This window comes from Desulfobacula sp. (genome assembly GCF_030145145.1).
GTDB lineage: Bacteria > Desulfobacterota > Desulfobacteria > Desulfobacterales > Desulfobacteraceae > Desulfobacula.
In genome coordinates, this window is sequence record NZ_JAQYWD010000017.1 from 17,302 (window position 1) to 39,956 (window position 22,655).

The window sequence follows — 22,655 nt, forward strand, 5'->3', positions numbered from 1 at the left end:
AGAACATCACCAGAACAAGACACCAGAACAAGAAAAGGTGCTATGATCTGGAGTCTCCGGCAAATGAAGTTTTCTTGAGCGCTATGAGTATTGCCGAGCTTATGATCAAATCTTCGATTGGTAAAATCAATATTGAGTTTGATCCCATTGAAATGGCAAAGCAAATGCAGATTGATATATTGGATTTTTCAGGAACACATGCGATGGCTCTGGGCAAATTACCATTTCACCATAAAGATCCTTTTGACCGAATGATAATTGCACAAGCCCTTGTCAATAAAATTGCCCTGATGTCTGACGATTCCAAGTTTTCAAATTATAACTGCCATATTATTTAATACCACAAATTTAAAAAACCGTTGAACAACCATAACCACAACTTATCGGGGTCTGACCCCGGCAACTCCTTAAATTGCCAAAAAACATGGCAGAACTTTTAGGACGGGATACTATTATCTTGCAAGGTATCAATCTTTAATGTATATTTTGACTATACATTAAAGCAAGGAGGTACCTGATGAAAGCAACAGTGGTTGATTTAAGATATAAGATGAATGATGTGCTTAAAGCACTCGATAGGAATGAACAAGTAACGGTTCTCTATCGTGGTAAAATCAAAGGAATTCTTATACCCGCTAAAAAACAGACAACAAATTTGAAGATTTCTGAGCATCCTTTTTTTGGTATGATTGCCTCAAACACTTGCAGGTCTGTTTTGGATGAATTGGATACATTAAGGGGTTCCAGGTACGATGATATTTGATACTGATATTTTTATATGGGCGCAAAGAGGCAATGAAAAAGCAGCAGCGCTGATGCAAAAAAACCAGGAGAGGTATCTTTCCATCCAGACCTACATGGAACTTTTACAATGTGCTAAAAATAAAACTCAGCATAAACTTGTAAAGGACTTTTTAAGCTCTTTTGGGTTTATTGTTCTCCCATTGACAGAAAACATAGGGCATCGTGCTTCAATCTATGTTGAAGAATATACATTGAGTTCAAGTATTCGTTCAGGAGATGCTATTGTAGCCGCGACAGCAGTAGAAAGCAACATGATACTTTCATCAAGCAATGCGAAACATTTCAAAGTGATAAAAGATTTGAAACTGAAAATATTCAAGCCATCCTAAAGCTAAATATGCAGCTCGACAAGGGTAGAAACGAGACTGGGGACACTCTACTCTGATATTCCGGGGACATCTTACTGAATTCAATTGCTGCGGTTTGGATAGAGACAGCAACTCCCAGGCTCAAGGCCGGGGCAGAATAAAAAATTAATTGTGAGATCGTTAGAGGAATAATAATCTTTATCATTAATTAAGTAAGGTGTCACCAGAACAAAGGTGTCACCAGAACAACATCTGTTTTTTATGAATTCAATTTGACAACATCCCCCAATTAACGATATTAGATAGGGTGTTTTCAGCCGTGGGTGCGCATCGCCTGTTTCCATATATGCTGATGATATCAGGAAGGATCGTTTCCATGGCGGTTGTTTATAACGGGGGAGTTTTTGTTTGGATTATAAAAAGCGTTATGGATTAAAAGAAGCCCCTTTCGGGCTGTCGCCGGACCCGGAGTTCTTTTTTCCCAGTGAGACCCACAGGGATGCCCTGGAGACCCTTCTCTACTCCATCCAGTCCAAGGAGGGGTTTATCCAGATCACGGGTCCGCCCGGAACGGGAAAATCCATGCTCCTGCGCAAGATCCTCAAGGAGATGGGCGATTCCGTGGTGGTGGGGCTGATCCTGCATTCCAATATCCAGGCCGGAGATCTGCTGCCCATCATCATGCAGGACCTGAAAATCGATACTTCCCGGGTGAACCTGCCGTCCCGGGGAAATTTGGTTCCCTTGTTCCGGGATTTTCTGCTGGACCAGGCCCGGGCCGGCAACCAGGTGATCATCATCGTGGATGAGGCCCAGAACCTTCCGGATGAGACCCTGGAAGAACTGCGCATGCTTTCCAACCTTGAGACGGAAAAGGCAAAGCTCCTCCAGATCATCCTGGTGGGGCAGGTGGAACTGGAGCAAAGAATCCGCTCGGAAGGGCTGAAACAATTGTCCCAGCGCATCACCGTGCGGTACCGGTTGAAGCCGTTGACCCGGGAGGAAACCCGGTCGTATATCTTCCATCGTCTGGAGATCGCGTCCCTGAACCGGGGCGAAACCCTGGTGGCGTTTCGGCCCGGGGTCCTGGGTGCCATCCATAAGTACAGCCAGGGAATTCCCCGGCTCATCAATATCGTGTGTGAACGGTGCCTCATGGCGGCCTTTATCGGGGGGGAAGACCGGATTAGTCGGCGCCATCTGAACAAGGCCATCCTGAGCATTGACGGTGCGGCTGCCCTGGTCCCGGGCCGCTTGTATTTCCGGCCGGCCACCTGGGGTCTGTTAATGGTTTTCTTTTTAATGGTGGGCCTGTGGGGGTATTTACGAGTCAATCCGGATCTGCCCCTGGTGTCCAGGGCCTTGTCTTCCCTTACCACTGCCATGACCGACGCTGCCCCCCCCCAGCCCCCAACTTACCGCAACCAGCCAACACCCGTGGAAAAAAAGCCTGATCCAGTGGCCATCAAGACCCCTGAGCCGGAACCGCCTGCCCAGCAGCCCGAGCTTTCAGTGGTGATGGAAATGCCCCCCCGGCAACCCGGGCCCGTGATAAATGAATTTTCTTTTATGGACCAGTGGATAACCTTGCCCCCGGGGGTGGTCCAGGTGGGGCTGATCAATAAGGCCCGGGGTACCCTGTTAATGGTCAAACAAAAAAAGGGTGAATTCTTTCGATCCACGGAAATGCCTGTCAGCTGGCCATACCCCTCGGGGGTCTACATGGCCGGATATTCCCCCCAGGACACCCCCTTTATCTTTCATCCTGAAATGGCCTATATCCAAAAGCTTGAGCTGGACAACCCCGACTTCTGGCAGCTGATCCGGACCGGGAGCAAAACCATCACCCCCCTTATCGTCCTTGCGTCCTTTGATTTACTTGAAAAGCCCCCGGAGCAGGGGGGGGGTGACAGCGTACGCCGGGTGGTCCAAAACTGGGCCGATACCTGGCGGTCCATGGATACGGAAAAACTCATGGGGTATTTCAGCAATGTGACCGCCATCTATACCCTGGGCAGGGAACAGCCCCTTGTATACTCGAAAACCCGTATGAAGGCCATTAAACGAGATATCCTTGAGCAGAGCCGCTTTATCCGGCTGAATTTTTCGGAACCCATCTGTCTCATCAACCCCCTGGAGCCTCATCTGGCCTATGCTGTTTTTCACCAGACTTACCAGTCCAAAACCTTCCAGGACCGGGGAACCAAAGTCCTTTATTTTCGCAGACTGGATACGGATGCTGCCCAATCTGACTGGAAAATCACCGGAAAACTCTGGATACCAGATCCTGATATCACCATTGCCGACCCAATGACCCCGTAAATTTTAAAGGAGATCCATACATGACCGATAAACCGCCCGTGGTGGCGTTAACGCACCTCGGCAAAACCTACAAGGGAAAGAAGAAGACTATTGTGACGGCCCTGAAGGACCTTTCCTTTTCCGTGGCACAAGGAGAGATTGTCGGCCTGCTCGGCCCCAACGGTGCCGGCAAGACAACGGCCATCAAGCTGATGATGGGCTTTGCCGTCCCGGATGCAGGCGAGGTCCGTTTCCATGGGAACATCCAGAAATTTGCCGAGCCCAGACCCAACACCGGGTATCTGCCCGAAAGTTTCAAGCCCAACCCCCATTTGACCGTCAAAGAATACATCCTTTTCCACTGCGGCCTGTCCGGGATTTCCAAGAGCCGGGCAGCACAAGAGGCCGATACCCTGCTGGGCCATGTGGGCATGGACATCTTTGCCCACCGGAAGATCTCGGATCTTTCCAAGGGTATGGGCCAGCGGGTGGGACTTGCCCAGGCCTTTGTGGGGAACCCTGACCTTCTCATCCTGGATGAGCCCACCTCGGGCCTTGACCCGGTGGGCCGGTCTGAAATGATTGATTTTCTGATTGCCCAGAAACAGGCCGGGAAAACCATTTTCTTCTGTTCCCATATCCTCTCCGAGGTGGAAAGGGTGTGCGACAGGATCGGCATCCTTGTCAAAGGGGAGCTCAGGCTGCTGGACACCCGGGACGTCCTCCTTGAACAGACAGACAGTAAAGACCTGGATGAGGTTTTTAAAAAGGAGGTATTATGCGCTCAATCCTGACGCTGACCCGCACCATGCTGCAGGAATCCTTTCGAAGCAAACTCTTCTGGGGCCTTGTCCTGTTTTTGATATTTTTTTTCGGGTTTTCCGTTTACATCAGTTTTCTCTCCCTTGACACCCCGGCCCGGTTTATCCTCAATGCGGGCATGGTGGGCATTTCCCTGGTCTGCCTGGCCGTTACCATCCTGTTCGGTCTGTTTTCCATGTATGAAGAAAAAGCCAGGTTTGAGCGATACGTGATCCTGAACCGTATTCCCAGGGCCACCTATCTCATGGGTAAATTTTCAGGAACCATTGTGATCCAGGCCCTTTTTGCAGTGCTCACGGCAACCGGTATCTTTTTTCTCACCTGGTACTTTGCCGGGGACGTTTTCTATGGTATTTTTGCCGCAGCCTATTGGGCCATCCTGGAGTTCAGCCTTCTCATGGCCGTGGGCATTTTTTTCTACTGCCTTGGCACCAGCTTTCCCTTGAACGCCATGCTGGTTCTGGGCACCTATGTCATGGGCCATTCCACCCGGGAGGCCATGCTGAGTTTTATCGGCCTGGGACAGTTTGGCAGCAAGATCCATTTTTATTTTGTAAAGGTCTTGTGCGTGGTCATTCCTGATTTTGATTTTTTTAATTTTCGTTTGTCCCTGATTCACCATGAGCCCATCCCCCTGGCAAAGATCCTCATCTCCACCGGTTATTGGGGGTGTTACCTGGCCGGAGTTCTGTTTCTTTCCACCATGATCTTAAAACAAAAGGATATCTGATCCATGCCGTTGCTATCCTCTATCACCAAGTGTTTAAGACATCACCGGATGATGCTCCTGGGTCTTGGTTTCCTCGGGGCTGCCTTCAGTCTTGGATATGCAAGGCTCACCCTCTACCCCTTTATCGTGAAACCCGAGGTCAAGGTGGTGGTGGACTCCCGGCTGAGCAGGATCGTGGCCCTGGACCACCCGGGCTTCCTGGCGGACATGCTGTTTATCCAGGTCAGCCTCCATTCGGGCAGTCTCATGTGGAAACCCCTTTACATCGACTTTGACAGCAAATGGGCCTATCATATGATGGATGTGATCACCGATCTTGATCCCGGATTCTACACGGCCTACCTGTTTTCTGCCATGGGGCTCGTGCACTACCACGAGGATGTAAAACTGGCCGTCCCGATTTTAAAGAAAGGAATGAAGCAATTCCCTGATTCCTGGGAGCTGCCTTTCTGGGCCGGGTACGGGTATTACACCCGGTTGATGGATTACCCAGCCGCATCCAGTTATTTCTGGGAGGCCTACAACAAGCCCGACGCCCCGAAACAATTTCTTGGCCTGATGCTCTCGGCCATGAAGCAAACCGGCAGCTTTGACCGGGCTGCCATTGCCATGAAAGCCATGATGGACAGCACGGACAACCTTAACTTAAAAACCATTTATGCCAAAAAGCTTGTCCGGTTGAAGAATCTGGATGTCCTTATGACGGCGGCAAAGAGGTACAAAGAAAAAACCGGGGAGTTCCCGACAACCCTTGATAACCTGGTGAGTTCCGGGTTTTTGAAACAGATCCCTGATGATCCGGAAGGCCTGACATACCAGTGGAACAGGGAAAAGAACCTGCCGGGAACGGTTCGATAAATGAAAGACAAGGAGTCTTTACTTGATGACCGGGGTGGCTTGAAGGTTGGAAAACCTGGCTACGAAAATGCCTCGACGGATACCCCCCTCACTGGTGGCATTGATGGCACCGTACCATTTGGTATCAGTACCGGTATAAATAAAATAAAGATTGTTATAAGACCGGTTTACAACGGCATTTTTTAGGGGGGCGGCTATTAGAAAAAGAAGACCGGGCTGTTGTCCCGGGATTTCAGTATCATTATTCAATCGATCAAAGATGGAAACCTGGTTAAAGGGATTCCGGATGGGGGCGTCTGGATGAATAAGTCCTTCCACCCCGTCAAAGGCTTTGTTTCCGGTGTAATGATTGATGAGTCCGTAGTTTGAAGCGTCAACACTGTCATCCTGTGCATTGCCGAGTAAAAAATTTTCAATTGCCAGGGAATATTTCTGGGCCTTGGCCTTTTTTTGTGCCCATGCCACAACATAACTGCCTGCCTCGGATGCATTCTGCCGGACCAGGCTGATCTTTGCCTCATACTGGGCTCTCTGGGCCTGGGGAATAATAACGGCAAGCATGAGCCCAATGATGGAGATCACAAGCATAAGCTCAAACAGGGTAAATCCCCTGGCACTAAGTCGGGTTCGGATACGCATTTTGTTCAACCTTTAAAGATAAAGCTCAGCTATTGAGGAGGGCCTAAAACAACTGTAACGGCCATGGTCGATTGTTAAAAATAATATAATCAGCACCTCCACCTATATAATTCACCAGGGAGAGGTGCTGATTTGCTAGGAACAAAAGTTCAAGTCATTTTTTTTAGGAACGAGCCTTGCCAAAATTAGAGTCCTGGTCTGACACGGGCAAAGAAAATACCGTTGCGCATTCCTGCCAGAGTGGTGGGGCCCATACCTGCATAATAAGAGGTATCGTTACCTATAGCAGAGGTCGTAACATCTGTACCCTGAAAAAGAAATGCATAATAGTGCCAGTCATCAGTCCCCGCGCCACCAGGACCTACATCTGCGATGGTTGCAGAGGCAATGGCACCGGTCACAGCCCCTCCTGTAGAGAGTGGATCATTGGATGCCTGGAAGACATTGACCTCGTTAAAGGGGTTCCGGATTACCTTTTCAGGGGGAATGATCCCTTCAACTGTGGTTTCCGGAGCTACACCAATTCCAGCAGTTGCATCGGCCTGTGTAATATATCTTCCGCCGATGAGAATCCCTCCTGGCTGATTCGCAGCAGTACCACCGGCACCAGATATGGACCAGTTGGTATTATTAGTCTGATCTGCCACCCAGGTCTGATTGGTTCCATATACGCCTACACCAGCACCTGGTTTACACAGGGACCAGAGATAATTGTCCATGGTTGCCGTTGAAAGGGATTCATTCTGGGCAAGCAACTGATTCTCAGCCCACTCCTGCCCAAAGGATGCTAGCTCTGAAGCATTCTGTCTGACCAGGCCGTACTTGGCGTCAATGTTGGCTCTCCAGGCCCGGGGGACAATGACTGCCAGCATCAAGCCGATGATGACAACAACTAGTAATAGTTCGATCAATGTGAAACCTTTTTCAGAATTTTTCCTTTTCATGCTCAACTCCTTTTGTAAAAATTAAAAAATAGTAGATTAATTATAAATAAAAACACTATCTCTCCCTCGCAAGAAAGATACCGTTACGAAGACCTGGTAAAGTTGTCAGCCCCTGACCGGCATAAAACGATGTGTCCGCAAAAGTATTCGTTGTACTGTCCGTACCCTGGAAGATCAGGGCGTAATAATACCATTCTTGAGTATTGTTTTCATCAATTCCGGCACAGGCAATAGCACCCGTAATGGCATTACCCGCCGCACTGGGATCATTGGATAGGGAAAACACATTGACACCGTTAAAAGGGTTGATCGGGATCTTTACGCCAGGAATCATTTCCTGGATAGTGATTTCCGGGACGACTCCTAAAGCAGTATTTCTGCCCGGAATCACCAAGGCTGCAGCGGCATTATTCCAGTTGGAGGGGGCAACATCTGCGATCCAAGTTGCAACGCCTCCAGGAACAACTGCTGCGAGGTTTGCCGCTCCAGTCAAAGAAGCCAGATAGGCATTCAGGTCAGCAGTGGAGTCTTCACGATCCTGGGAAGCCAGGCCCTGGTTGGCCCACTCCACAGCATAAGAAGTCAACTCCACGGCACCTTGGCGGACAACCCCGTATTTTGCATCAATATTGGCGCGATAGGCCCTTGGGGTGATCACGGCAAGCATCACGCCGATGACAACAATCACAAACAGGAGCTCTATCATTGTAAATCCAGGTTCATGGTCAAGTGGTCTCATTATTTTTTTTACCTCCTGAAAGGGAATAAGCCGCTGTAGTATGCTGCTCAACTGACGTCACTTTATTGTCATAAATTGTCATAAATTGCCATATATTGGAAAAAACGCTAAAAACCGTCATTTGGAAAATATCTCCACTTTGCCTGATGAAGAAATATAATCAGGTGAGCGCTCAAGGATCACCTCGGAATCCAGTTCAACTCCACCGTACTCCTGGTCGTCATAAAGTTTTGCAACAAAAATACCGTGGCGCATGGCCCCGGGTGTCATATCCATATTTCCGTACCATTTGCCCGCTTTCCCCTCACCCACTGCATCCGTGATTAACAGATAAAATTCAAGATAATCCATGGCTCTAGGGCTTTTACCTGCCATAAAATAAACCAGGCCGGTTTTTCTGGAAGGGATGGAGATGTCGTTATTGATATATGAAAAATAATTAGTTCCGTTAAAGGGATTTTTCAGGGAATTCTCCCCGCTAAAACAGTTTTCCACCACATCAAAATCTTGATTTCCCGTATATTTGTCCACCAGTTTTTTGCTTGTAAATGTGGTTTCCTCATCCCCCGTGATATCCGTGTAAAGGATATCCTTGATGGTAAAAGAGGTGCTGGGTCTCTGGGTACTGGCAAGCTCTTCTGCGTAAGTCACTATTTTCATGGAGATTTCATTGCAGTTTTGCCGGATCAGGGAGAACTGGCTGTCTATTTTGGCACGGCTTGCTTTGGGTATAACAAGGGCAAGGATGATGCCGATGATCGTTACCACCAGGAGCAATTCTACCAGGGAAAATGCAGCGGCATTACCAGGGGTGACGTTTCTTTTTTGGATTTTTTTGTCGTTATTTAAAATATCCATGACATCCATTCCTGCAATTGGTATTGTTTTTTAATCTTATTTATAAAGCCCATCAAAACCATCGGCTTAAATCATTATTAACTTTATAGCAATATTCATACCTAAAAAAATAATTGAACCCTTTTTTTTTAAAAGATAGTTATTTCAAATGGGTATAAACTTGCATGCAATTCCATTGTCTGTAAATTATGTAAATAATATCCTTTTATAGCGTTAATATAGTAAAAAAATTCCTTTTATGGCATTAATCTGGCTATAAAAATACCGTTTCTCAACCCTTCAAGGGAGTCATCGGCCTGTCCTGCGTAAAAAGCATTTTCCGTTGTAAAGCCTGAGGACTCAGTACCCTGAAAAACCAGGGCAAAATAATTGTAACCACCAGGATCAAAAAAATATGCACATCCGATAGCCCCTGTGATGGCATTGGCAGTCGGCAGGTTACCGCTGGAGAACACCGAAAGTCCGTTAAAAGGATTTGTCAAAATTTTTGCCTGGGGCATGATGTCTTTGACACTGGTGTCGGGGGGGGTGTCACTCCCTCCAGAGGAACCCGTCATCCTTCCAGATACATTTTCACGTCCTACAGCTTGCCAATTACTGGTGTTGTCGGTTTCGGCCACCCAATCTATAATAGCACCATCCGCAGCATTATTATCTCCCAGGGTCTCCATATAATTATTCAGGTTGCTGATGGCTTCGGGCGGCTGAGTCTCCAGCTCTTTCTCAGCCCATTCATTGGCCCAGGAAGCCAGCTCGGTGGCGGTCTGGCGGACCAGCTGGTATTTACTCTCAACAGATGCCCGGTAAGCCCTTGGAATAAGAAAGGTCAGGATCACGCCGATGATCACAAAAACCACCAGTAATTCCACCAGGGTAAAGCCTTTTTGTTCAGCAGTAGTTAATCTTTTGGTCAGCATTGGTTAAAGTCCTCCTGCACCCACACCCGTTGAAAGGGTGGACACCATATTGTACAACGGAAGTAAAACCCCCATGACAAGGGAGAGGGCCAGTCCTGCCATGGTAAAGACCAGGATGGGTTCCAGCATGGCCAGGGCAGAAGCTATGACACGTTCCAGCCGTTCGTTGTATACATTGGCAAGATAGTCCATCTGTTCGGGCAGGTTACCCGAAGATTCACCCACGGCCACCATGCGGATCACCGTGTTGGGGATAAAGCGGATCTGTTTCAGGGACTGGGAGAACATGGCACCGTCAATGATTCGTTGACGGCACCCTAAAAGTTCCTTCTGCACCACGGTGTTGGAGACGGAATAGGCAGAAAGATCAAGTCCCCTGAGAATATCCACCCCTGCCGTCAGCATGAGGGCCAGATAGCGCAGGAAATAGGTCATGTGGAGCTGGATAAAAACCGTTTTAATGAAAAATGTTTTGATCTCCAGCCAGTCAAACCAGTACCGTGTGGGTTTGTATTTCCTCAAAATAATCACCAGGATAACGAGAAGGGTGATCCCTAAGATATAGCCCATCCAGTAATCCTTCAGCGAGGAAGAGACTGCCATGACAATCCGGGTGATCAGGGGCAGTTCCACTTTAAATTCCTTGAGAAGACTGAAAAGAGGCGGAAAGACCATTGTAAGAAACACAAAGGCTGCCAGCAGCAGGGCCACAAGAACAAACGCCGGATACAGCATGGCCTTTCGAACATTCCGGATCAGATCGTCAATGCGTTTATAATGTAGTGCAATACTAAGGAAAATCTCGCTGAGCTGACCGGTCTCTTCAGCGATCTGGATCAGGTTGACAAAAAGAATGGGAAAATCCTTGGGACGTTTTGCCATGGCCTGGTTCAGGCTGTCACCAGCCGTGATGTTGTCCAGTATATCCCCGATAACCACCTGGATATATCCTGTGCTGGCATCTTCTCTGAGTTCGTCCAGGGCCGTGACCAATGGTACGCCGGCTTTGAGCATCACCGACATGTTGCTGCAGAATTCGATCAGCTGCAACCGTGTGATCCCGCCAAGCTGAATACCCTTCATTGCCTCCAGGAGCATTGATCCTTTTCCCTGGTTGGCACTGATGAGAGAATACCCGATCTGCCTCAAGTTCTCCCTGAGTTCGTCCACGTTATTTGCCAGACGAACACCGGATTTGATTTTACCCGATGGATCAGATGCTTTGTATGAATAGTCAGGCATATCTATTTTTTATGCTCCCTTTTGATGGGTGTAAAGGCTTCAACTATTATCGTCATCATCGTCATCATTCTTAAAGGGTTATCCTTATCACTTCCTCAAGGGAGGTAAATCCCTGGAGAACTTTTTTCAGACCCGATTCCCGAAGGGTAATCATGCCGTTGCCCCGGGCAATCTCTTCTATCATGATTGAAGAGGTATTATCAGAAATGGCCTGGCTGATGTTTGGGGTGATTTCTAAAATCTCAAAGATGCCGCTCCTGCCGAGGTACCCTGTGTGGTTACATTTGTCACATCCCCTGGCCCTGAATATCTCTTCGTGGGACCCTTCCCAGTCAGCAAGCCCATACCGTTCAAGTTCGGATTTTTCCGGGACATACTTTTCCCTGCAGGACAGGCAAAGACGGCGGATCAGTCGCTGGGCAATAACGGCCCGGAGCGTCGTGGGAATATAATAGATATCAATCCCCAGGTCCCGGAGCCTTGCCATTGTGGCTGAGGCATTATTGGTGTGGATGGTGGAAAATACCAGGTGACCTGTCATGGCTGCCTGGAAAGCGGTTTGAGCCGTTTCCAGGTCTCGAATCTCACCCACGAGAAGGATGTCAGGATCCTGGCGGAGAAAGTGGCGGATGGCCGTTTGAAACGTTAGGCCCGCCTGTACATTGAGCTGGGTCTGTTTGACCATGGGCAGTTGGTATTCCACGGGATCTTCAATGGTCAGGATGTTTTTTTCCAGGGCATTGACTTCCTTTAACACAGAGTAAAGGGTGGTTGTCTTTCCAGACCCCGTGGGCCCTGCCAGTAAAATCATACCGTGGGGAATAAGGGAAAATCTTCTGATTTGCGCCTGTTCTTCCGGGCTCAGGCCGATACGGCCAAGATCCAGGGCCACATTGCCCTTGTCCAGAAGCCTCAGAGAAATGTTTTCACCATTAATCGAAGGTGATGTGGCCGTCCGGATATCCACTGTTCTTCCCAGGAAATGAAACGTCATGCTGCCCTCCTGGGGAAGACGCTGTTCTGCAATGTTCAGCCCCGACATGATTTTGATGCGAGTGACAAATGAGGTGTGGAGCCTCATGGGCAGGATGGTATCACTCTGGAGAATGCCGTCCACCCTGTAACTTACCCGTACGGATTTTTGTTCCGCAGAGATGTGAACGTCTGTGGCCAGTTTTCGAAGTCCTTTCATAATAAACAGGTCGATGAGCTTTGAAATGGGTGCCTCCATCTCCTCTTCACCCAGGCCTCCCCCTCCCAGGGTCGCTGCCACAAGCTTATCAATCTCCCCTTCCAGAGAACTTGCAATGTCGTAATATACTTCTATTGCTTCGAGAATGTCGGTCCGGTCCGAGGCATAGCACTCCACCTCAAGGCCGACTGCCCGGCTCAGGGTGTCGATGCCCACAACATCATTGGGGTTGTCCATGGCCACGTGAAGGGTGTCGTTCACAAAGGACACTGGCATCAGCGTGAATCGCCGGGCCATGGCGCCGTCCACCAGCTGAACGGCAGCGGGATCAATCGGGGTCTGGGTTAAATCCATATAAGCGATATCGGAACTGGAGGCAATGATCTTAGCCAGTGCCTTTTCCGTGACAATGCCCAGGCGGGCCAGAACAATTCCCAGCAGTTCTTTTGTCCGTTTCTGTTCCCGCAGGGCAATGGTCAGTTGCTGCTCTGTCACCATGCCTTCTTTTAATAATACTTCCCCGAGAAGAGCCATAGGATAATTCCTCTTATTATTCCAGCACGATGTTGATGGTAATAGGATTGTTTCCCGGATATTCCAGCAGGGAATTGCCCATTTTTTCATTTAACCGCACAGACCTTGGGTCATAGCGTCCTTCTTTGTCCATAAAGGTCAGCCAGAGGTCATTGCTCGCTCCCGGTTCAAAGGTAAGATAATACTGGCCCTCACTGTCGGTTTCACTGACGGGGGTCTGTTTTACGGCCAGTATCTGGTTGGTTGTCGCATGAATGGTTCTTTTCACCAGATACACCTGACAGTTTTGAACGGCAACCCCCTGTTGGTTAAGGACCTGCCCGGTTACGGAATACGGCTTATTGTGAATGGTGCTCATCACGGACATGACATGGGTGTCAGAAGAAGGGATGATAGAACCGGTATGGGGGTTGGTGCTGCAGCTGAAAAGGCAGCCTGCCGCCATTAGTATGAATAATGAATGGAAAAAGGATCTTTTGTTAATCATGGGTTTCCTCCGCATTGATAATCTGGTGTTCAGACCCTGCTTTCATCTGCTGCAGCAGGTTTATTCTGGTTTCAATTTTTAACCTGAGTGGTTTAGACGCTTTAACCTCAGTAGTTTTAAGTGCCGCAACATAGCATTGCTGGGCCTGGGAAAATTTTTTTTGATTTTCCAGGATGGACGCCGTTGCAAGGAAAGCGCTTGTATGGTCCCGGTCAATGGATGAGACCCTGGTGTAGAGTTTTTTTGCCTGTTCCAGATGAGTTTGCATCTGGTTGACATAGGCCAGGTTGAACAGCGCCGTGGTGTTGTTTTCCCGAAGATCCAGGGCTTTCTCAAAAAGGGATTTTGCTCGGTCATGGTTATTTTTATCTAAAAACAAAATCCCCAGGTTCACCATGGCATCGACATTTTCCGGCTCCTGTGTGTGGAGTTTCTTGAGAATGGCCATGGCCTTGCTGTGATTACCGGTTTTAATGTAGACGGTGGAAAGGTTTAACAGCGCCCTTGAATGGTCTGGTTTAAGGGTCAGTGTTTTTTTGTAATACCCCACAGCCTGGATAACGTCATCCCGCTTCTGGGCGGCCAATCCAAGATTGAAATAATCTTCAGGTCCTGGCACGGACGGTTTACGATAGGTGTTCGGCACAACCGTTTCCGGCGCTTCCCTTTTTTCCGGTTTATTGGCTTCCATTGCCGCCTGGATCTGCTGTAACGCCTTGCTAGGTTCAGGCAGGGTTTCAGCCATCGGTGGTTTCGGCGCTTTTATCTGAGCCATTAAAACCGGCTGCTTGACAGATGGCTTAACGGGTTCAGGCGGTTCTACGGTTACGGGCTGTGTCACCTGTTTTGCGATAACCGGTTTTTGATCCGCCGGTGTGATTTTAACCGGTGATGTTTTGATATATTCAGGCGTTGATGATGTGTTTATATTCTTTACCGTACTGACTGCAAGGGTCTTCTCCGGGTTTGACGGCATCGGTTGGGGTTGGGCGGTAAGCTCCGGAAAGGAGGCCTTGAAAATATATCCGGAAAAACCGAGGACCACAAGAAAAATCACCAGGACCGGCATGATCCGGCGCACCCTCCCCCTGCTCGTTTTTGTATCCTGGCGAAGCATGGGCGGTACCTGGGCATCCTGGCCCTGCCGTGCCTGGGGGGTGGTTTTTTCAAGATAGTCTCGGAGTAGGCTCATGGTTTATCTTTGTACAATTCTGGGGGTCAATAAAATCACCAGTTCTATTTTTCTTGATTTTTTGGTCTGGTTGCCAAAGAGAAACTGACCGATTACGGGAATACTTCCCAGGATCGGAACACTGGTCCGGTCATCCGAGGACGAATCCTGGATCAGACCGCCAAGTACAATGGTTTCATTATCAAGGGCACTGATAATGGTGGAGGCGGACCGGGTATCCAGAATCGGCACTGGCCAGCTTTCATTATCATAAGTGAACGTCTCTGATCCGACCTGGTTGGTTATCACCGGAATAATGTGCAGGGTGATCACCCCGTCTCCGCTGATCTGGGGAGTAATGCCAAGGCTGACCCCGGCCTGAGCCCTTTGGATGGTTGGCACGGCCTTGTAGGAAACGGTGTCGCCTGCTGTAATATTTTCAATTTCAAAATCAAGGTAGGGAATGGTCCTGCCAATGGAAATGGTGGCTGACTGGTTGTTGATCACGTTGATCCTGGGTGAGGAAATGGTATTCACATCCCCCTGGGTGCGGATGGCATCTATCAGGGCGCTGAGGCCATCTTCACCGGCACTTTTTCCAAGATTCAGCTGAAAGGTTCCCGTGCCGGCGGCCAGGTTGGTAGCCATGTTCGAGGCGAGTGTATAGGCGGAATGGGCACCAGTCTGGATGGCAGACCAGTCTACGCCATACTGGTGGCCATGGTTCAGGACCACCTCCATGATCTTGGCTTCAATAATCACCTGGCGTTTCAGGGTGCTCTGCATCTGTTCCAGGACTTTTTCCACCATATCCAGAACATCCGGCCGGTCCGTCACCACAATAGTGCCGGAAGCGGAATCCACCGTGGCACGGCCAATGGTGGAAAGCAAGCCTGCTGTTTCTCCTTGGTTCTGGGAGCCTTGATCTTCTTCTTTGGGCTGAAGCATATCTTTAATCTGCTTCCATATGTTAAGGCTGTCCTCATCCTCAACCTGGGTCTTCACTGAAAATTCAGCGCTTATATCACTGTCACTGCTTCCACTACTGGTCCCTCCTGATGAGCCCAGCATGTCCCCCCCCACATCGGATGTGGCTTTGGAATAAATCAGGGGATAGTCAAATTTTAAAATTCGCGTTTCAATCGCCTTGATCCTGAGTATATTTCCTGAAATGTCATAGGAATATTCAAAGGTCCGCAGGATTTCCTCCATGGCTTGTCGAAGGGGAAGATTATGAAACTCAACAGAGACAGCCGCCTCCCCGTCAACCTCTTTGCTCAGCGCTATGTTCAGGTCTGCCTGTTTGGCCAGTCCCATGAGCACATCCCGTAACGGTGTGCTCCTGGCTGAAAAGGAAAAAAGCTTGTCATCAAAGGGCAGGGTATTATCCATGGCCATCTGGGGGACCAGTTCTTTAATTGGCAGTAAATTTTCGACATTGATGGAAGCGCGCGTGGGTGCAGGGGCCTCTTTTCGTATCTGTGGGGCCGTGCTCATTACCTCGGGAAGTGCAGGCTGGGGAACCTGGGTACAAGCGCCTAAAAAAAGAGAGGACATGAGCCAAAAGACAGTCCAGTTGAAAAAAATGGAAGCCTCCTTTTTCTGCCATGACCATACCTCCATTGTGTTTCCTACAGTTTTCAGTGTCATCTATACCACCTCATTTTATTTTTTATCATTTAAGATTTAAATTCGGATCTGAATAAAGTTTCAGCACTTGTTTCAACTGGGTCTGAAAATCAAGGGGTGCATTCACTGGGCTGCTTTTTTCCTGTGTCTTTTTTTTATCTACTGCCTTGTGGTATTGAAGCGGGCCTCCTGAAGGTTCCAGGGTTAATGTTTTTTTGCTGTTCTTTCTGGCAAGCATAACCGTCTGGGGTTCAATTTTAACCACATCAAAGCCGCCGATTTTACTCCCCTCACTGACAAAATGGTTGTTGACAAGGGCCAGGCTCCGGGCTTCTCCCACAATGACCATGGAGAGGGTGAATTCCTGGGCCATACTATCCGGGGAAGCGTCTGTTTCGGTCGATTTAAGGCCTTTGGTTCCTGTGGTTTCATCAGCAAGGGGTCCTTTGGAACCATCCGGGCCGGCTGCCAGGTCAGTGGATTCTTCGATCCAGAGAAACGGATTGCGGTTGACCATTGTCGGTAACTGGGAAACAGGGTCTTGTTCCCCTTTGTCAGAAAGGATTTTTTCCATGGTTCCGGCATAAAGATCAGACTTGAAGTTTTTTTTGATTTTTTCCGGCAAATTAACGCTTTCTACGCCAGGCAGGGTTAACAGCACTTTGGGCTGGAGATAATAATGATTGACGGCTGCAATTACTCCCATGAGCACCACCATGATAACAATTAAAAGAATAAGCTTTTGCCGGTTCATCACACCCCCATTCCTTTAAGGTCATCCAGATTGAGTTTCAAGAGACTTGCCGGTAACAGCAGGTCCACATTGATCGCCCCCCTTGTCCGTTGGCCCTCGGCCCTTTGAACAGCTGCGGAGTTCACCTTCAGGGGATAATCGTTCTGGAGAAGGAACTCCTTTAAAAACCGTTCTGCTTCATTGGGGTATCTGAAATCAAATGCGATTTGGAAACTGGTCTTTTGAAGGGGGATCGGACTGTTCTGGAATGTGGGCGACCCCCTCAGGGTGACTTTTGAGTTGACCTCTTTCAGCAACTCAGGCGTGAGAAAATCAAGAAATTTTACAAATCCCTGCTCCGGGTCCTGGAAACCCGTATTGAGCCAGGGTTTAAGGCTTTTGGCAACGGCCGTCAGCCGTTTAAGCTTTCTTTCCGCCGAAATTTTGTGTGACTTGAGCTGGTGGATCTGGGTGTCAAAGGCCAGAATTCTTGCCTGAAGGGCTTTTACAGCCGTTTTCCCATTCAGGCCGTAAACAGCCAGATGCGTGCTGACCAATATCCCCAACAATATGATGATGTATCTGATCTGCATCACTGCTCCATTTTATTGAATTCAAGTAGCAAATTAAAATTAAAAAATTTGGTATTTTCTTCAAGATTCTGTGGGGCATAATTGACTGTTTTTACAATAAAAAGTTCCAAAGCGTCAATTTTTGCGCCATAGTCCCGTATCTGTTCAAGGCCAGCTTCCCAACTAATTGCCCGGATTTTTCCAGAGACATTGGCCAGCCACTTGTTTTGTCCGGCCGGGTTGATGGACAGGGAATCCAGGACAATATCCGGGGGGGTTGTACGGCCAAAGTCCGATAAAATCCTGTCCCAGGGAAGCTTGTCATTGAACGTCTGATCATAAAACACTTTCCACTCCTGGAAGGGTTCCAGTTTGTTGATTTTCACTTCAAGGGCTTCCACCTCGCTTTTAAATGCCATGGCAGTGGTCTGTCTTTCCCTGAGTTTGGCATCTTCGTCGTTAATCTGGGTTCTTAACTGGAAATTCCAGAAAAGAAGACCCAGGACCACAACGGCAAGAATAGCATAGGCCGGGTAGAGCAGTCGTTTGCTTTTTCTGTCCGCCACCACTTTTTGGGGTAGAAAATTGAAATTTTTGTTCAGGAAAAGACTGGAGATAATATGGAAATTTTCAGTTTCATCGTCCTGGGAATAATTGTTGATCAGCTGTGATGTAAATTGAAAGAAATACGACGCTCCCGGTATGGACAGGGGAGAAACCTCAAATATTTGTTGAAGATGGCGGTCTCCAAACAAAAAGATCTTTTCAGGTTCAGGCTCCCGGAATCCCTGTTTAAAAAAATTGATGGTCCGATTTAACTCTTTGTCGATTTTTTGGGAAAACGCCCGCAGAGTATCCTCATCATTAAGATCCAACCCCTTTAACCCAAAGGGAAAACTCCGTGCCACCTTAATGATGCCGTCCTTGGATGCAATGGACATGACAGACTCCGTATCACCGATCCAGGTCACCACAAAATTGGCATCAAGGGATTCAAATTTTGCAACGGTGGCAGAAATGCTGGCCGGTAAAGAGGTGATCCCCTTGATCTTTTTTGTATGTTTTTTAAATTGGGACCAGACTTGTACAATTTCTTCCTCTTCAACTGCCATATAGGCAATTTCTCTCTGGCGGATACCCTCTGTCTGAACCTCGCCAAGGATTTGAAAACCGATATTCGGCTCTCCACTGGATTGAAATTTATCCAGGGCATCCTGGTGGAGAAGGTGGGAGATGTGTTTGGGGGCTACTTTGGGAAACAGGTCCCACACATAGATTGCCGAGAGAAAGGAATCATTGATGTAGATTTCATCTGCACGGCTGCACGCAGAATTCAGGGCCTCTTTGGAGGAGAGGTCCACGGGGGATCCGGCAAAATACCCGCCCCCTTTTTTTTCAACAAAAATTCCCCTGATGCTATCCCGGTGCCTGCTTACAGATAATAGTTTCTGCGCCATAATATACTCTTCATTAGTCGATTGAGAGTCGAGAATCTTTTACATGTTATACTTTCACTCTTCCGTATTAGTAAAAAATTCTATTAAATGTCAATTCATTTTTTCACTATTACGGGGGCAAAGTTAAAAAAATTTACCGGCCCAAGGGGCCGTGGACAAATCTTCTCTATATATTTTCAGATATCCCCAGGTGGATTAATGATACTTTTTATAAATCGCGGCCGCGTTGTTTTCGTCGTTTTTTTCCTATTACTCTCCGTTTTTTTTCTTGTATTTTATAAAATTTAATTTTATACAGGAAGCTAATCATGTTAGATGAGAACTGAAGCGTATCGGAAATCAAGGAGAAAACTCAATGCTAAAAAAAATTTTGCTTTATATGTTTCTTAGTCTATTCTTTGTGGGATGCAGCCAGGTTCCCAAGCCGGGTTCGCACCAATATTCAGTACAAACAAAATTCGAGGCCAGTGAGCATTGGAATATTTTTGCCAGGGATATAGGGAATAATATTACACAGGCCATTAAACCGGAAGATTCACCTTACTCTTCAATTGCATTTATTCCCAATGACAATTCGCCTTTCTGCAGGGCTTTTCGATCCTATCTGGCAACTTATTTAACCCAGGCAGAGATGACTCTCAAAGAAATCGATACGGCTGACTATCAGCTTGACTGGTCTGTTCAAACGGTGACCCATGACGCCGTACGAAAACCGGCGAAGGACTTTCCGGGAAGTAATACCCTGGTTGCTTTACTTGGCGTTGGTATATACAAATTATTTGATGATCATTCAACGGCCGCCGGTGTTATTGCATCAGGTTTGTTGCTAGACATGGCTAAAGAGGTGTATCAATACAATTCCATTACCTTGCCTAAAAATGAAATCATCATCAGCGTCTCTTTGAAAAAAGCAGGTGAATATAGTCATTATCGTTCAACCCATACATATTATGTGAATGATATGGATGCAGATCATTATTATACTACAAAAGACTATCTTGGTATGGATAAAAAATTTAATGAAAAAACGTTTAGCGTATCCGATTAAACAGAGATAATGGAGAAAAATAAATGAAATTATTAATGGTTTTCATGGTAAACGTATTGTTTTTGTTCTCATTATTTTCATGCGCAACAATGCCGCCTCAAACTTCCCCGGATACCGGAAAAATTAATTTTCAAGCGGAAACCAATGATGCTGTTGATGAATTATTAAACAACTGCATCATCAAGCTTGATCCGGAACGACCCATTATTGTGGCAAGCCTGGTATCCATTGATGATATTCAAAAATCGTCTACATTTGGCAGGATGTCTTCCGAAATCATTGCAAGCAGGCTCTCTCAGGTTGGCTACAGTGTCAAAGAATTGAAAATGAGCCAGAATCAAATTTATATCAAAAAAGCCGAAGGCGAATTCGTTCTCTCCAGGGATATACAGAACGTTGCAACAAGGAATAATGTCCAGGCGATTGTTGTGGGAACCTATGCCATCAACAAAGTGGGCAGTCGACATATCAATATCTGTTTAAAGGTCGTTGATCCCGTATCCAACATTATTGGGTGTTCTCAGTGTTATTTGTCAAAATCCCATGAATATAATTGGGAATAAACTGCACTAATCGCCCGAAAATGGGGTCAGGCTTGCGTTATTGACACTTTTGTTGGCTTCTGTCCTTTAATTTGTTCAGGCTTGTGATCAAAAGTACAATAACACAAGCCTGACCCCTTCCAAAAGCCTGAGCCGGAATTAATCGCCAGTTTATGGTTTTTTAAAATAGAGAACCAGACTTTTTCCCAGGATGGGGTTCAGCAAGTCGTCAATAAAGGCGGTCAATTTCGGTTTTTTCATCAAATCCCATACCAGTATCCGATGATACAGGTTTACCAGTTTTGAATCGGTCCTGTCCGGGCCCACAAGACATTTGAGCCACCAGAACGGGGAATGGATGCTGTGGGCATAGTGGCCGGCAAAATGGGTGACCCCGAACGCTTCAATGTCCCTGATCAATGTTTTCTCCGTATAAATCCTGACATGACCGCCGTCGCAATTCCCATAGGTATCGGACAACAGCCAGCAGAGTTTTTCCGGCAGGAATCTCGGGACACTGACGGCGAGGATTCTCCCGGGTTTTAAAATCCTGACCAGCTCCGACATGGCGATTTTATCTGCCGGGATATGCTCTAACACTTCCGAACAGATGACCGCATCAAAGCTGTTGTTTTTAAACGGCAGGCAGGTCACATCCATGCAGGAAAGATCAATGCACCGGCAGCCAAGATCTGCCAGGGCCTCATGAAACGCTAATTTTTTTTTGGTCACAACCAGGTTTTCAAAACCAAAGTCCCCGCCAACGCAGCGGGTTCCCTCGTGCTGACAGGCTTTGATGGTATGCCGGCCTTCACCGCAGCCAATATCCAGGATACGGTCATTGGGGCGGATGTCCAGCCGGTGAAAGTCAATGGTAATCATGGATCACCTCTCGATAGACGTCCACTGTCCGGATGGCGGTTTTTTCCCAGGTAAATTCTTTGAGGACCCGTTGATACCCTTTTTCTGCAAGGGTTTCGCACTGGGCAGGATCCTCCAGCAATTCTAAAATCGCGGTTTCCAAGGCTGCGGCACTCCCGGGGGGCACCAGTTTTGCCGCATCGCCGGCCACTTCGGGCAATGCCCCCCCGGTGGTGCAGATTACCGGAATGCGACAGGCCATGGCTTCACCCACGGGAAGGCCGAACCCTTCGTATAAGGAGGGCACAACAGCAATACGGGCCTTGGCATATTCTTTAACAAACTGGTCATGGTCAATACGGCCGGTGAATGTGATGTGGGGTCCCAGGTCCAGTTGTTTGACCAGGTTGTCAATGCCGCCGTTTCGTTTAGGTGTACCAACGACGACCAGTTTAACCGGTCGGGTTTTCAAGATGGCTTTTACGGCCAGCAACAGGTGGTAAAGCCCTTTTAAAGGGGTATCCGCGCTATTGGTGACAATGATGCGGTGGGGATGTTTTTTAACGGTATCCAACGGATAAAAATGCTGGGTATCAATGCCGATGGGAATGGCCCTGAATCTTGATTCGGGAATCTTGAATTCTGTTGATATATCTGTTTTAGAACTGTCTGAAACCGTTATAATGTGGGACAGTTTTTTGGCCACGCGTTTCTGCATGTTGATAAACGAATACCACCTGAGGGCCTTGACCTTTTTTAGAAAAGAGCGGGTGCTTTGAACCGCAATCCGTCTGTCCACTGTTATGGGGTGATGAATGGTTGCCGTGACCGGCATTTGTTTTACCAGGGACAAAATGCCATAGGACAGGCACTGGTTGTCATGGATGATGTCATACCGCTTTTGGGTCTCGTCCAGGTGTTTTTTTACCCGCATCCCAAAGGTCAGGGGTTCAGGATAGCCCATGGTGGAAACATCCAGCCATTCGATCAGGTTGATGGGGTCCTTGAGTTCTGTCAGGCTGGGGGTCCTGAAAAGGTCTTCCGGATTATACAGGTCCAGGGTTTCCAGCATGGTGAGGGTTACCGCCGGATGCAGGGACGTCTGTGAGGTATGATTTAATAACGGGTCCGGTGGTCCGGCAATCACCTCCACGGTGTGGCCCAGGCGGGAAAGGGCATGACTCAAATGGCGGATATAGACCCCCTGGCCACCGCAATGGGGATTGCTGCGATAGCTGATAAGTCCTATTTTAAGCGGAGCCGTCAT

At 47.8% G+C, this 22,655-nt stretch carries 24 protein-coding genes; 9 read left to right on the forward strand and 15 right to left on the reverse strand.

Annotated elements, in window-relative coordinates; genetic code table 11:
• The first annotated feature begins 5 nt into the window (after positions 1 to 5).
• The 7 genes from Q1Q15_RS11165 to Q1Q15_RS11195 all read left to right on the forward strand — a co-directional run bounded on the left by Q1Q15_RS11165 (position 6) and on the right by Q1Q15_RS11195 (position 5,823).
• The gene (locus Q1Q15_RS11165) at positions 6 to 338 is read left to right on the forward strand and encodes a type II toxin-antitoxin system VapC family toxin (protein ID WP_363320939.1); all 333 of its coding nucleotides are present in this window, start codon (positions 6 to 8) and stop codon (positions 336 to 338) included.
• 179 nt (positions 339 to 517) lie between these two features.
• Complete coding sequence (locus tag Q1Q15_RS11170) at positions 518 to 763, forward strand: hypothetical protein (RefSeq protein ID WP_300459671.1); 246 nt, start codon at positions 518 to 520, stop codon at positions 761 to 763.
• Complete coding sequence (locus Q1Q15_RS11175; protein ID WP_300459674.1) at positions 753 to 1,133, forward strand: type II toxin-antitoxin system VapC family toxin; 381 nt, start codon at positions 753 to 755, stop codon at positions 1,131 to 1,133. The genes Q1Q15_RS11170 and Q1Q15_RS11175 overlap by 11 nt, the downstream gene beginning before the upstream one ends.
• Positions 1,134 to 1,520: 387 nt before the next feature.
• Positions 1,521 to 3,434 (forward strand): AAA family ATPase, encoded by a 1,914-nt coding sequence (locus Q1Q15_RS11180; RefSeq protein WP_300459675.1) that lies wholly within the window; start codon positions 1,521 to 1,523, stop codon positions 3,432 to 3,434.
• Positions 3,435 to 3,454: 20 nt separating this feature from the next.
• Positions 3,455 to 4,207, forward strand: coding sequence for an ABC transporter ATP-binding protein (locus tag Q1Q15_RS11185; RefSeq protein ID WP_300459677.1), 753 nt, complete (start codon positions 3,455 to 3,457; stop codon positions 4,205 to 4,207).
• Complete coding sequence (locus Q1Q15_RS11190; RefSeq protein WP_300459678.1) at positions 4,192 to 4,965, forward strand: hypothetical protein; 774 nt, start codon at positions 4,192 to 4,194, stop codon at positions 4,963 to 4,965. The genes Q1Q15_RS11185 and Q1Q15_RS11190 overlap by 16 nt, the downstream gene beginning before the upstream one ends.
• Positions 4,966 to 4,968: 3 nt before the next feature.
• Positions 4,969 to 5,823, forward strand: coding sequence for a hypothetical protein (locus Q1Q15_RS11195; protein WP_300459681.1), 855 nt, complete (start codon positions 4,969 to 4,971; stop codon positions 5,821 to 5,823).
• An 18-nt stretch (positions 5,824 to 5,841) separates the two neighbouring features.
• Here Q1Q15_RS11195 and Q1Q15_RS11200 read toward each other — a convergent pair whose 3' ends face one another.
• The 13 genes from Q1Q15_RS11200 to Q1Q15_RS11260 form a co-directional block, all read right to left on the reverse strand.
• Complete coding sequence (locus Q1Q15_RS11200) at positions 5,842 to 6,462, reverse strand: type II secretion system protein (RefSeq protein WP_300459683.1); 621 nt, start codon at positions 6,460 to 6,462, stop codon at positions 5,842 to 5,844.
• A 185-nt stretch (positions 6,463 to 6,647) separates the two neighbouring features.
• The gene (locus Q1Q15_RS11205; RefSeq protein ID WP_300459685.1) at positions 6,648 to 7,406 is read right to left on the reverse strand and encodes a type II secretion system protein; all 759 of its coding nucleotides are present in this window, start codon (positions 7,404 to 7,406) and stop codon (positions 6,648 to 6,650) included.
• Positions 7,407 to 7,461: 55 nt separating this feature from the next.
• Positions 7,462 to 8,145: a type II secretion system protein gene (locus tag Q1Q15_RS11210; protein WP_300459687.1), complete on the reverse strand. Its 684-nt coding sequence runs from the start codon at positions 8,143 to 8,145 to the stop codon at positions 7,462 to 7,464.
• Positions 8,146 to 8,262: 117 nt separating this feature from the next.
• The gene (locus tag Q1Q15_RS11215; protein ID WP_300459690.1) at positions 8,263 to 9,003 is read right to left on the reverse strand and encodes a type II secretion system protein; all 741 of its coding nucleotides are present in this window, start codon (positions 9,001 to 9,003) and stop codon (positions 8,263 to 8,265) included.
• Between the two features lie 236 nt (positions 9,004 to 9,239).
• Entirely contained in the window at positions 9,240 to 9,920 is a 681-nt protein-coding gene (locus Q1Q15_RS11220; protein ID WP_300459692.1) for a type II secretion system protein, read from the reverse strand.
• Between the two features lie 3 nt (positions 9,921 to 9,923).
• Entirely contained in the window at positions 9,924 to 11,162 is a 1,239-nt protein-coding gene (locus Q1Q15_RS11225) for a type II secretion system F family protein (protein ID WP_300459695.1), read from the reverse strand.
• A 70-nt stretch (positions 11,163 to 11,232) separates the two neighbouring features.
• On the reverse strand, positions 11,233 to 12,888 hold the full coding sequence (locus Q1Q15_RS11230; RefSeq protein WP_300459698.1) for an ATPase, T2SS/T4P/T4SS family: 1,656 nt from the start codon (positions 12,886 to 12,888) through the stop codon (positions 11,233 to 11,235).
• Positions 12,889 to 12,904: 16 nt separating this feature from the next.
• The gene (locus tag Q1Q15_RS11235) at positions 12,905 to 13,375 is read right to left on the reverse strand and encodes a hypothetical protein (protein WP_300459701.1); all 471 of its coding nucleotides are present in this window, start codon (positions 13,373 to 13,375) and stop codon (positions 12,905 to 12,907) included.
• Positions 13,368 to 14,567 (reverse strand): tetratricopeptide repeat protein, encoded by a 1,200-nt coding sequence (locus Q1Q15_RS11240; RefSeq protein WP_300459703.1) that lies wholly within the window; start codon positions 14,565 to 14,567, stop codon positions 13,368 to 13,370. The genes Q1Q15_RS11235 and Q1Q15_RS11240 overlap by 8 nt, the downstream gene beginning before the upstream one ends.
• Positions 14,568 to 14,570: 3 nt before the next feature.
• Entirely contained in the window at positions 14,571 to 16,196 is a 1,626-nt protein-coding gene (locus Q1Q15_RS11245) for a hypothetical protein (RefSeq protein WP_300459704.1), read from the reverse strand.
• A gap of 25 nt (positions 16,197 to 16,221) precedes the next feature.
• Positions 16,222 to 16,929: a hypothetical protein gene (locus Q1Q15_RS11250; RefSeq protein ID WP_300459706.1), complete on the reverse strand. Its 708-nt coding sequence runs from the start codon at positions 16,927 to 16,929 to the stop codon at positions 16,222 to 16,224.
• Positions 16,929 to 17,501, reverse strand: a complete 573-nt coding sequence (locus Q1Q15_RS11255) for a hypothetical protein (RefSeq protein WP_300459708.1) — start codon at positions 17,499 to 17,501, stop codon at positions 16,929 to 16,931. The genes Q1Q15_RS11250 and Q1Q15_RS11255 overlap by 1 nt, the downstream gene beginning before the upstream one ends.
• Complete coding sequence (locus Q1Q15_RS11260; RefSeq protein WP_300459710.1) at positions 17,501 to 18,937, reverse strand: hypothetical protein; 1,437 nt, start codon at positions 18,935 to 18,937, stop codon at positions 17,501 to 17,503. Before Q1Q15_RS11260 ends, Q1Q15_RS11255 begins: the two co-directional genes overlap by 1 nt.
• A 355-nt stretch (positions 18,938 to 19,292) precedes the next feature.
• Between Q1Q15_RS11260 and Q1Q15_RS11265 the strand changes: the two genes are divergently transcribed.
• Together Q1Q15_RS11265 and Q1Q15_RS11270 are read left to right on the forward strand one after the other, a co-directional pair.
• Entirely contained in the window at positions 19,293 to 19,985 is a 693-nt protein-coding gene (locus tag Q1Q15_RS11265; protein ID WP_300459711.1) for a hypothetical protein, read from the forward strand.
• 23 nt (positions 19,986 to 20,008) lie between these two features.
• Entirely contained in the window at positions 20,009 to 20,548 is a 540-nt protein-coding gene (locus Q1Q15_RS11270) for a FlgO family outer membrane protein (RefSeq protein WP_300459714.1), read from the forward strand.
• A gap of 150 nt (positions 20,549 to 20,698) precedes the next feature.
• On the opposite strand, the gene Q1Q15_RS11275 is transcribed toward Q1Q15_RS11270, so the two are convergent.
• Both Q1Q15_RS11275 and Q1Q15_RS11280 read right to left on the reverse strand, forming a co-directional pair.
• Positions 20,699 to 21,409 carry a class I SAM-dependent methyltransferase gene (locus tag Q1Q15_RS11275; RefSeq protein WP_300459718.1) on the reverse strand — a complete coding sequence of 237 codons (711 nt, stop codon included), beginning with the start codon at positions 21,407 to 21,409 and terminating at the stop codon, positions 20,699 to 20,701.
• The gene (locus tag Q1Q15_RS11280; RefSeq protein WP_300459721.1) at positions 21,396 to 22,655 is read right to left on the reverse strand and encodes a glycosyltransferase family 4 protein; all 1,260 of its coding nucleotides are present in this window, start codon (positions 22,653 to 22,655) and stop codon (positions 21,396 to 21,398) included. Before Q1Q15_RS11280 ends, Q1Q15_RS11275 begins: the two co-directional genes overlap by 14 nt.

Coding starts and splice junctions, on each gene's coding strand:
- Q1Q15_RS11195 (WP_300459681.1), top strand. CDS start 4,969: ATGCCGTTGCTATCCTCTATCACCAAGTGTTTAAGACATCACCGGATG.
- Q1Q15_RS11205 (WP_300459685.1), bottom strand. CDS start 7,406: ATGAAAAGGAAAAATTCTGAAAAAGGTTTCACATTGATCGAACTATTA.
- Q1Q15_RS11235 (WP_300459701.1), bottom strand. CDS start 13,375: ATGATTAACAAAAGATCCTTTTTCCATTCATTATTCATACTAATGGCG.
- Q1Q15_RS11170 (WP_300459671.1), top strand. CDS start 518: ATGAAAGCAACAGTGGTTGATTTAAGATATAAGATGAATGATGTGCTT.
- Q1Q15_RS11200 (WP_300459683.1), bottom strand. CDS start 6,462: ATGCGTATCCGAACCCGACTTAGTGCCAGGGGATTTACCCTGTTTGAG.
- Q1Q15_RS11255 (WP_300459708.1), bottom strand. CDS start 17,501: ATGCAGATCAGATACATCATCATATTGTTGGGGATATTGGTCAGCACG.
- Q1Q15_RS11175 (WP_300459674.1), top strand. CDS start 753: ATGATATTTGATACTGATATTTTTATATGGGCGCAAAGAGGCAATGAA.
- Q1Q15_RS11230 (WP_300459698.1), bottom strand. CDS start 12,888: ATGGCTCTTCTCGGGGAAGTATTATTAAAAGAAGGCATGGTGACAGAG.
- Q1Q15_RS11280 (WP_300459721.1), bottom strand. CDS start 22,655: ATGACGGCTCCGCTTAAAATAGGACTTATCAGCTATCGCAGCAATCCC.
- Q1Q15_RS11270 (WP_300459714.1), top strand. CDS start 20,009: ATGAAATTATTAATGGTTTTCATGGTAAACGTATTGTTTTTGTTCTCA.
- Q1Q15_RS11240 (WP_300459703.1), bottom strand. CDS start 14,567: ATGAGCCTACTCCGAGACTATCTTGAAAAAACCACCCCCCAGGCACGG.
- Q1Q15_RS11275 (WP_300459718.1), bottom strand. CDS start 21,409: ATGATTACCATTGACTTTCACCGGCTGGACATCCGCCCCAATGACCGT.
- Q1Q15_RS11265 (WP_300459711.1), top strand. CDS start 19,293: ATGCTAAAAAAAATTTTGCTTTATATGTTTCTTAGTCTATTCTTTGTG.
- Q1Q15_RS11220 (WP_300459692.1), bottom strand. CDS start 9,920: ATGCTGACCAAAAGATTAACTACTGCTGAACAAAAAGGCTTTACCCTG.
- Q1Q15_RS11185 (WP_300459677.1), top strand. CDS start 3,455: ATGACCGATAAACCGCCCGTGGTGGCGTTAACGCACCTCGGCAAAACC.
- Q1Q15_RS11250 (WP_300459706.1), bottom strand. CDS start 16,929: ATGAACCGGCAAAAGCTTATTCTTTTAATTGTTATCATGGTGGTGCTC.
- Q1Q15_RS11215 (WP_300459690.1), bottom strand. CDS start 9,003: ATGGATATTTTAAATAACGACAAAAAAATCCAAAAAAGAAACGTCACC.
- Q1Q15_RS11245 (WP_300459704.1), bottom strand. CDS start 16,196: ATGACACTGAAAACTGTAGGAAACACAATGGAGGTATGGTCATGGCAG.
- Q1Q15_RS11225 (WP_300459695.1), bottom strand. CDS start 11,162: ATGCCTGACTATTCATACAAAGCATCTGATCCATCGGGTAAAATCAAA.
- Q1Q15_RS11190 (WP_300459678.1), top strand. CDS start 4,192: ATGCGCTCAATCCTGACGCTGACCCGCACCATGCTGCAGGAATCCTTT.
- Q1Q15_RS11210 (WP_300459687.1), bottom strand. CDS start 8,145: ATGAGACCACTTGACCATGAACCTGGATTTACAATGATAGAGCTCCTG.
- Q1Q15_RS11260 (WP_300459710.1), bottom strand. CDS start 18,937: ATGGCGCAGAAACTATTATCTGTAAGCAGGCACCGGGATAGCATCAGG.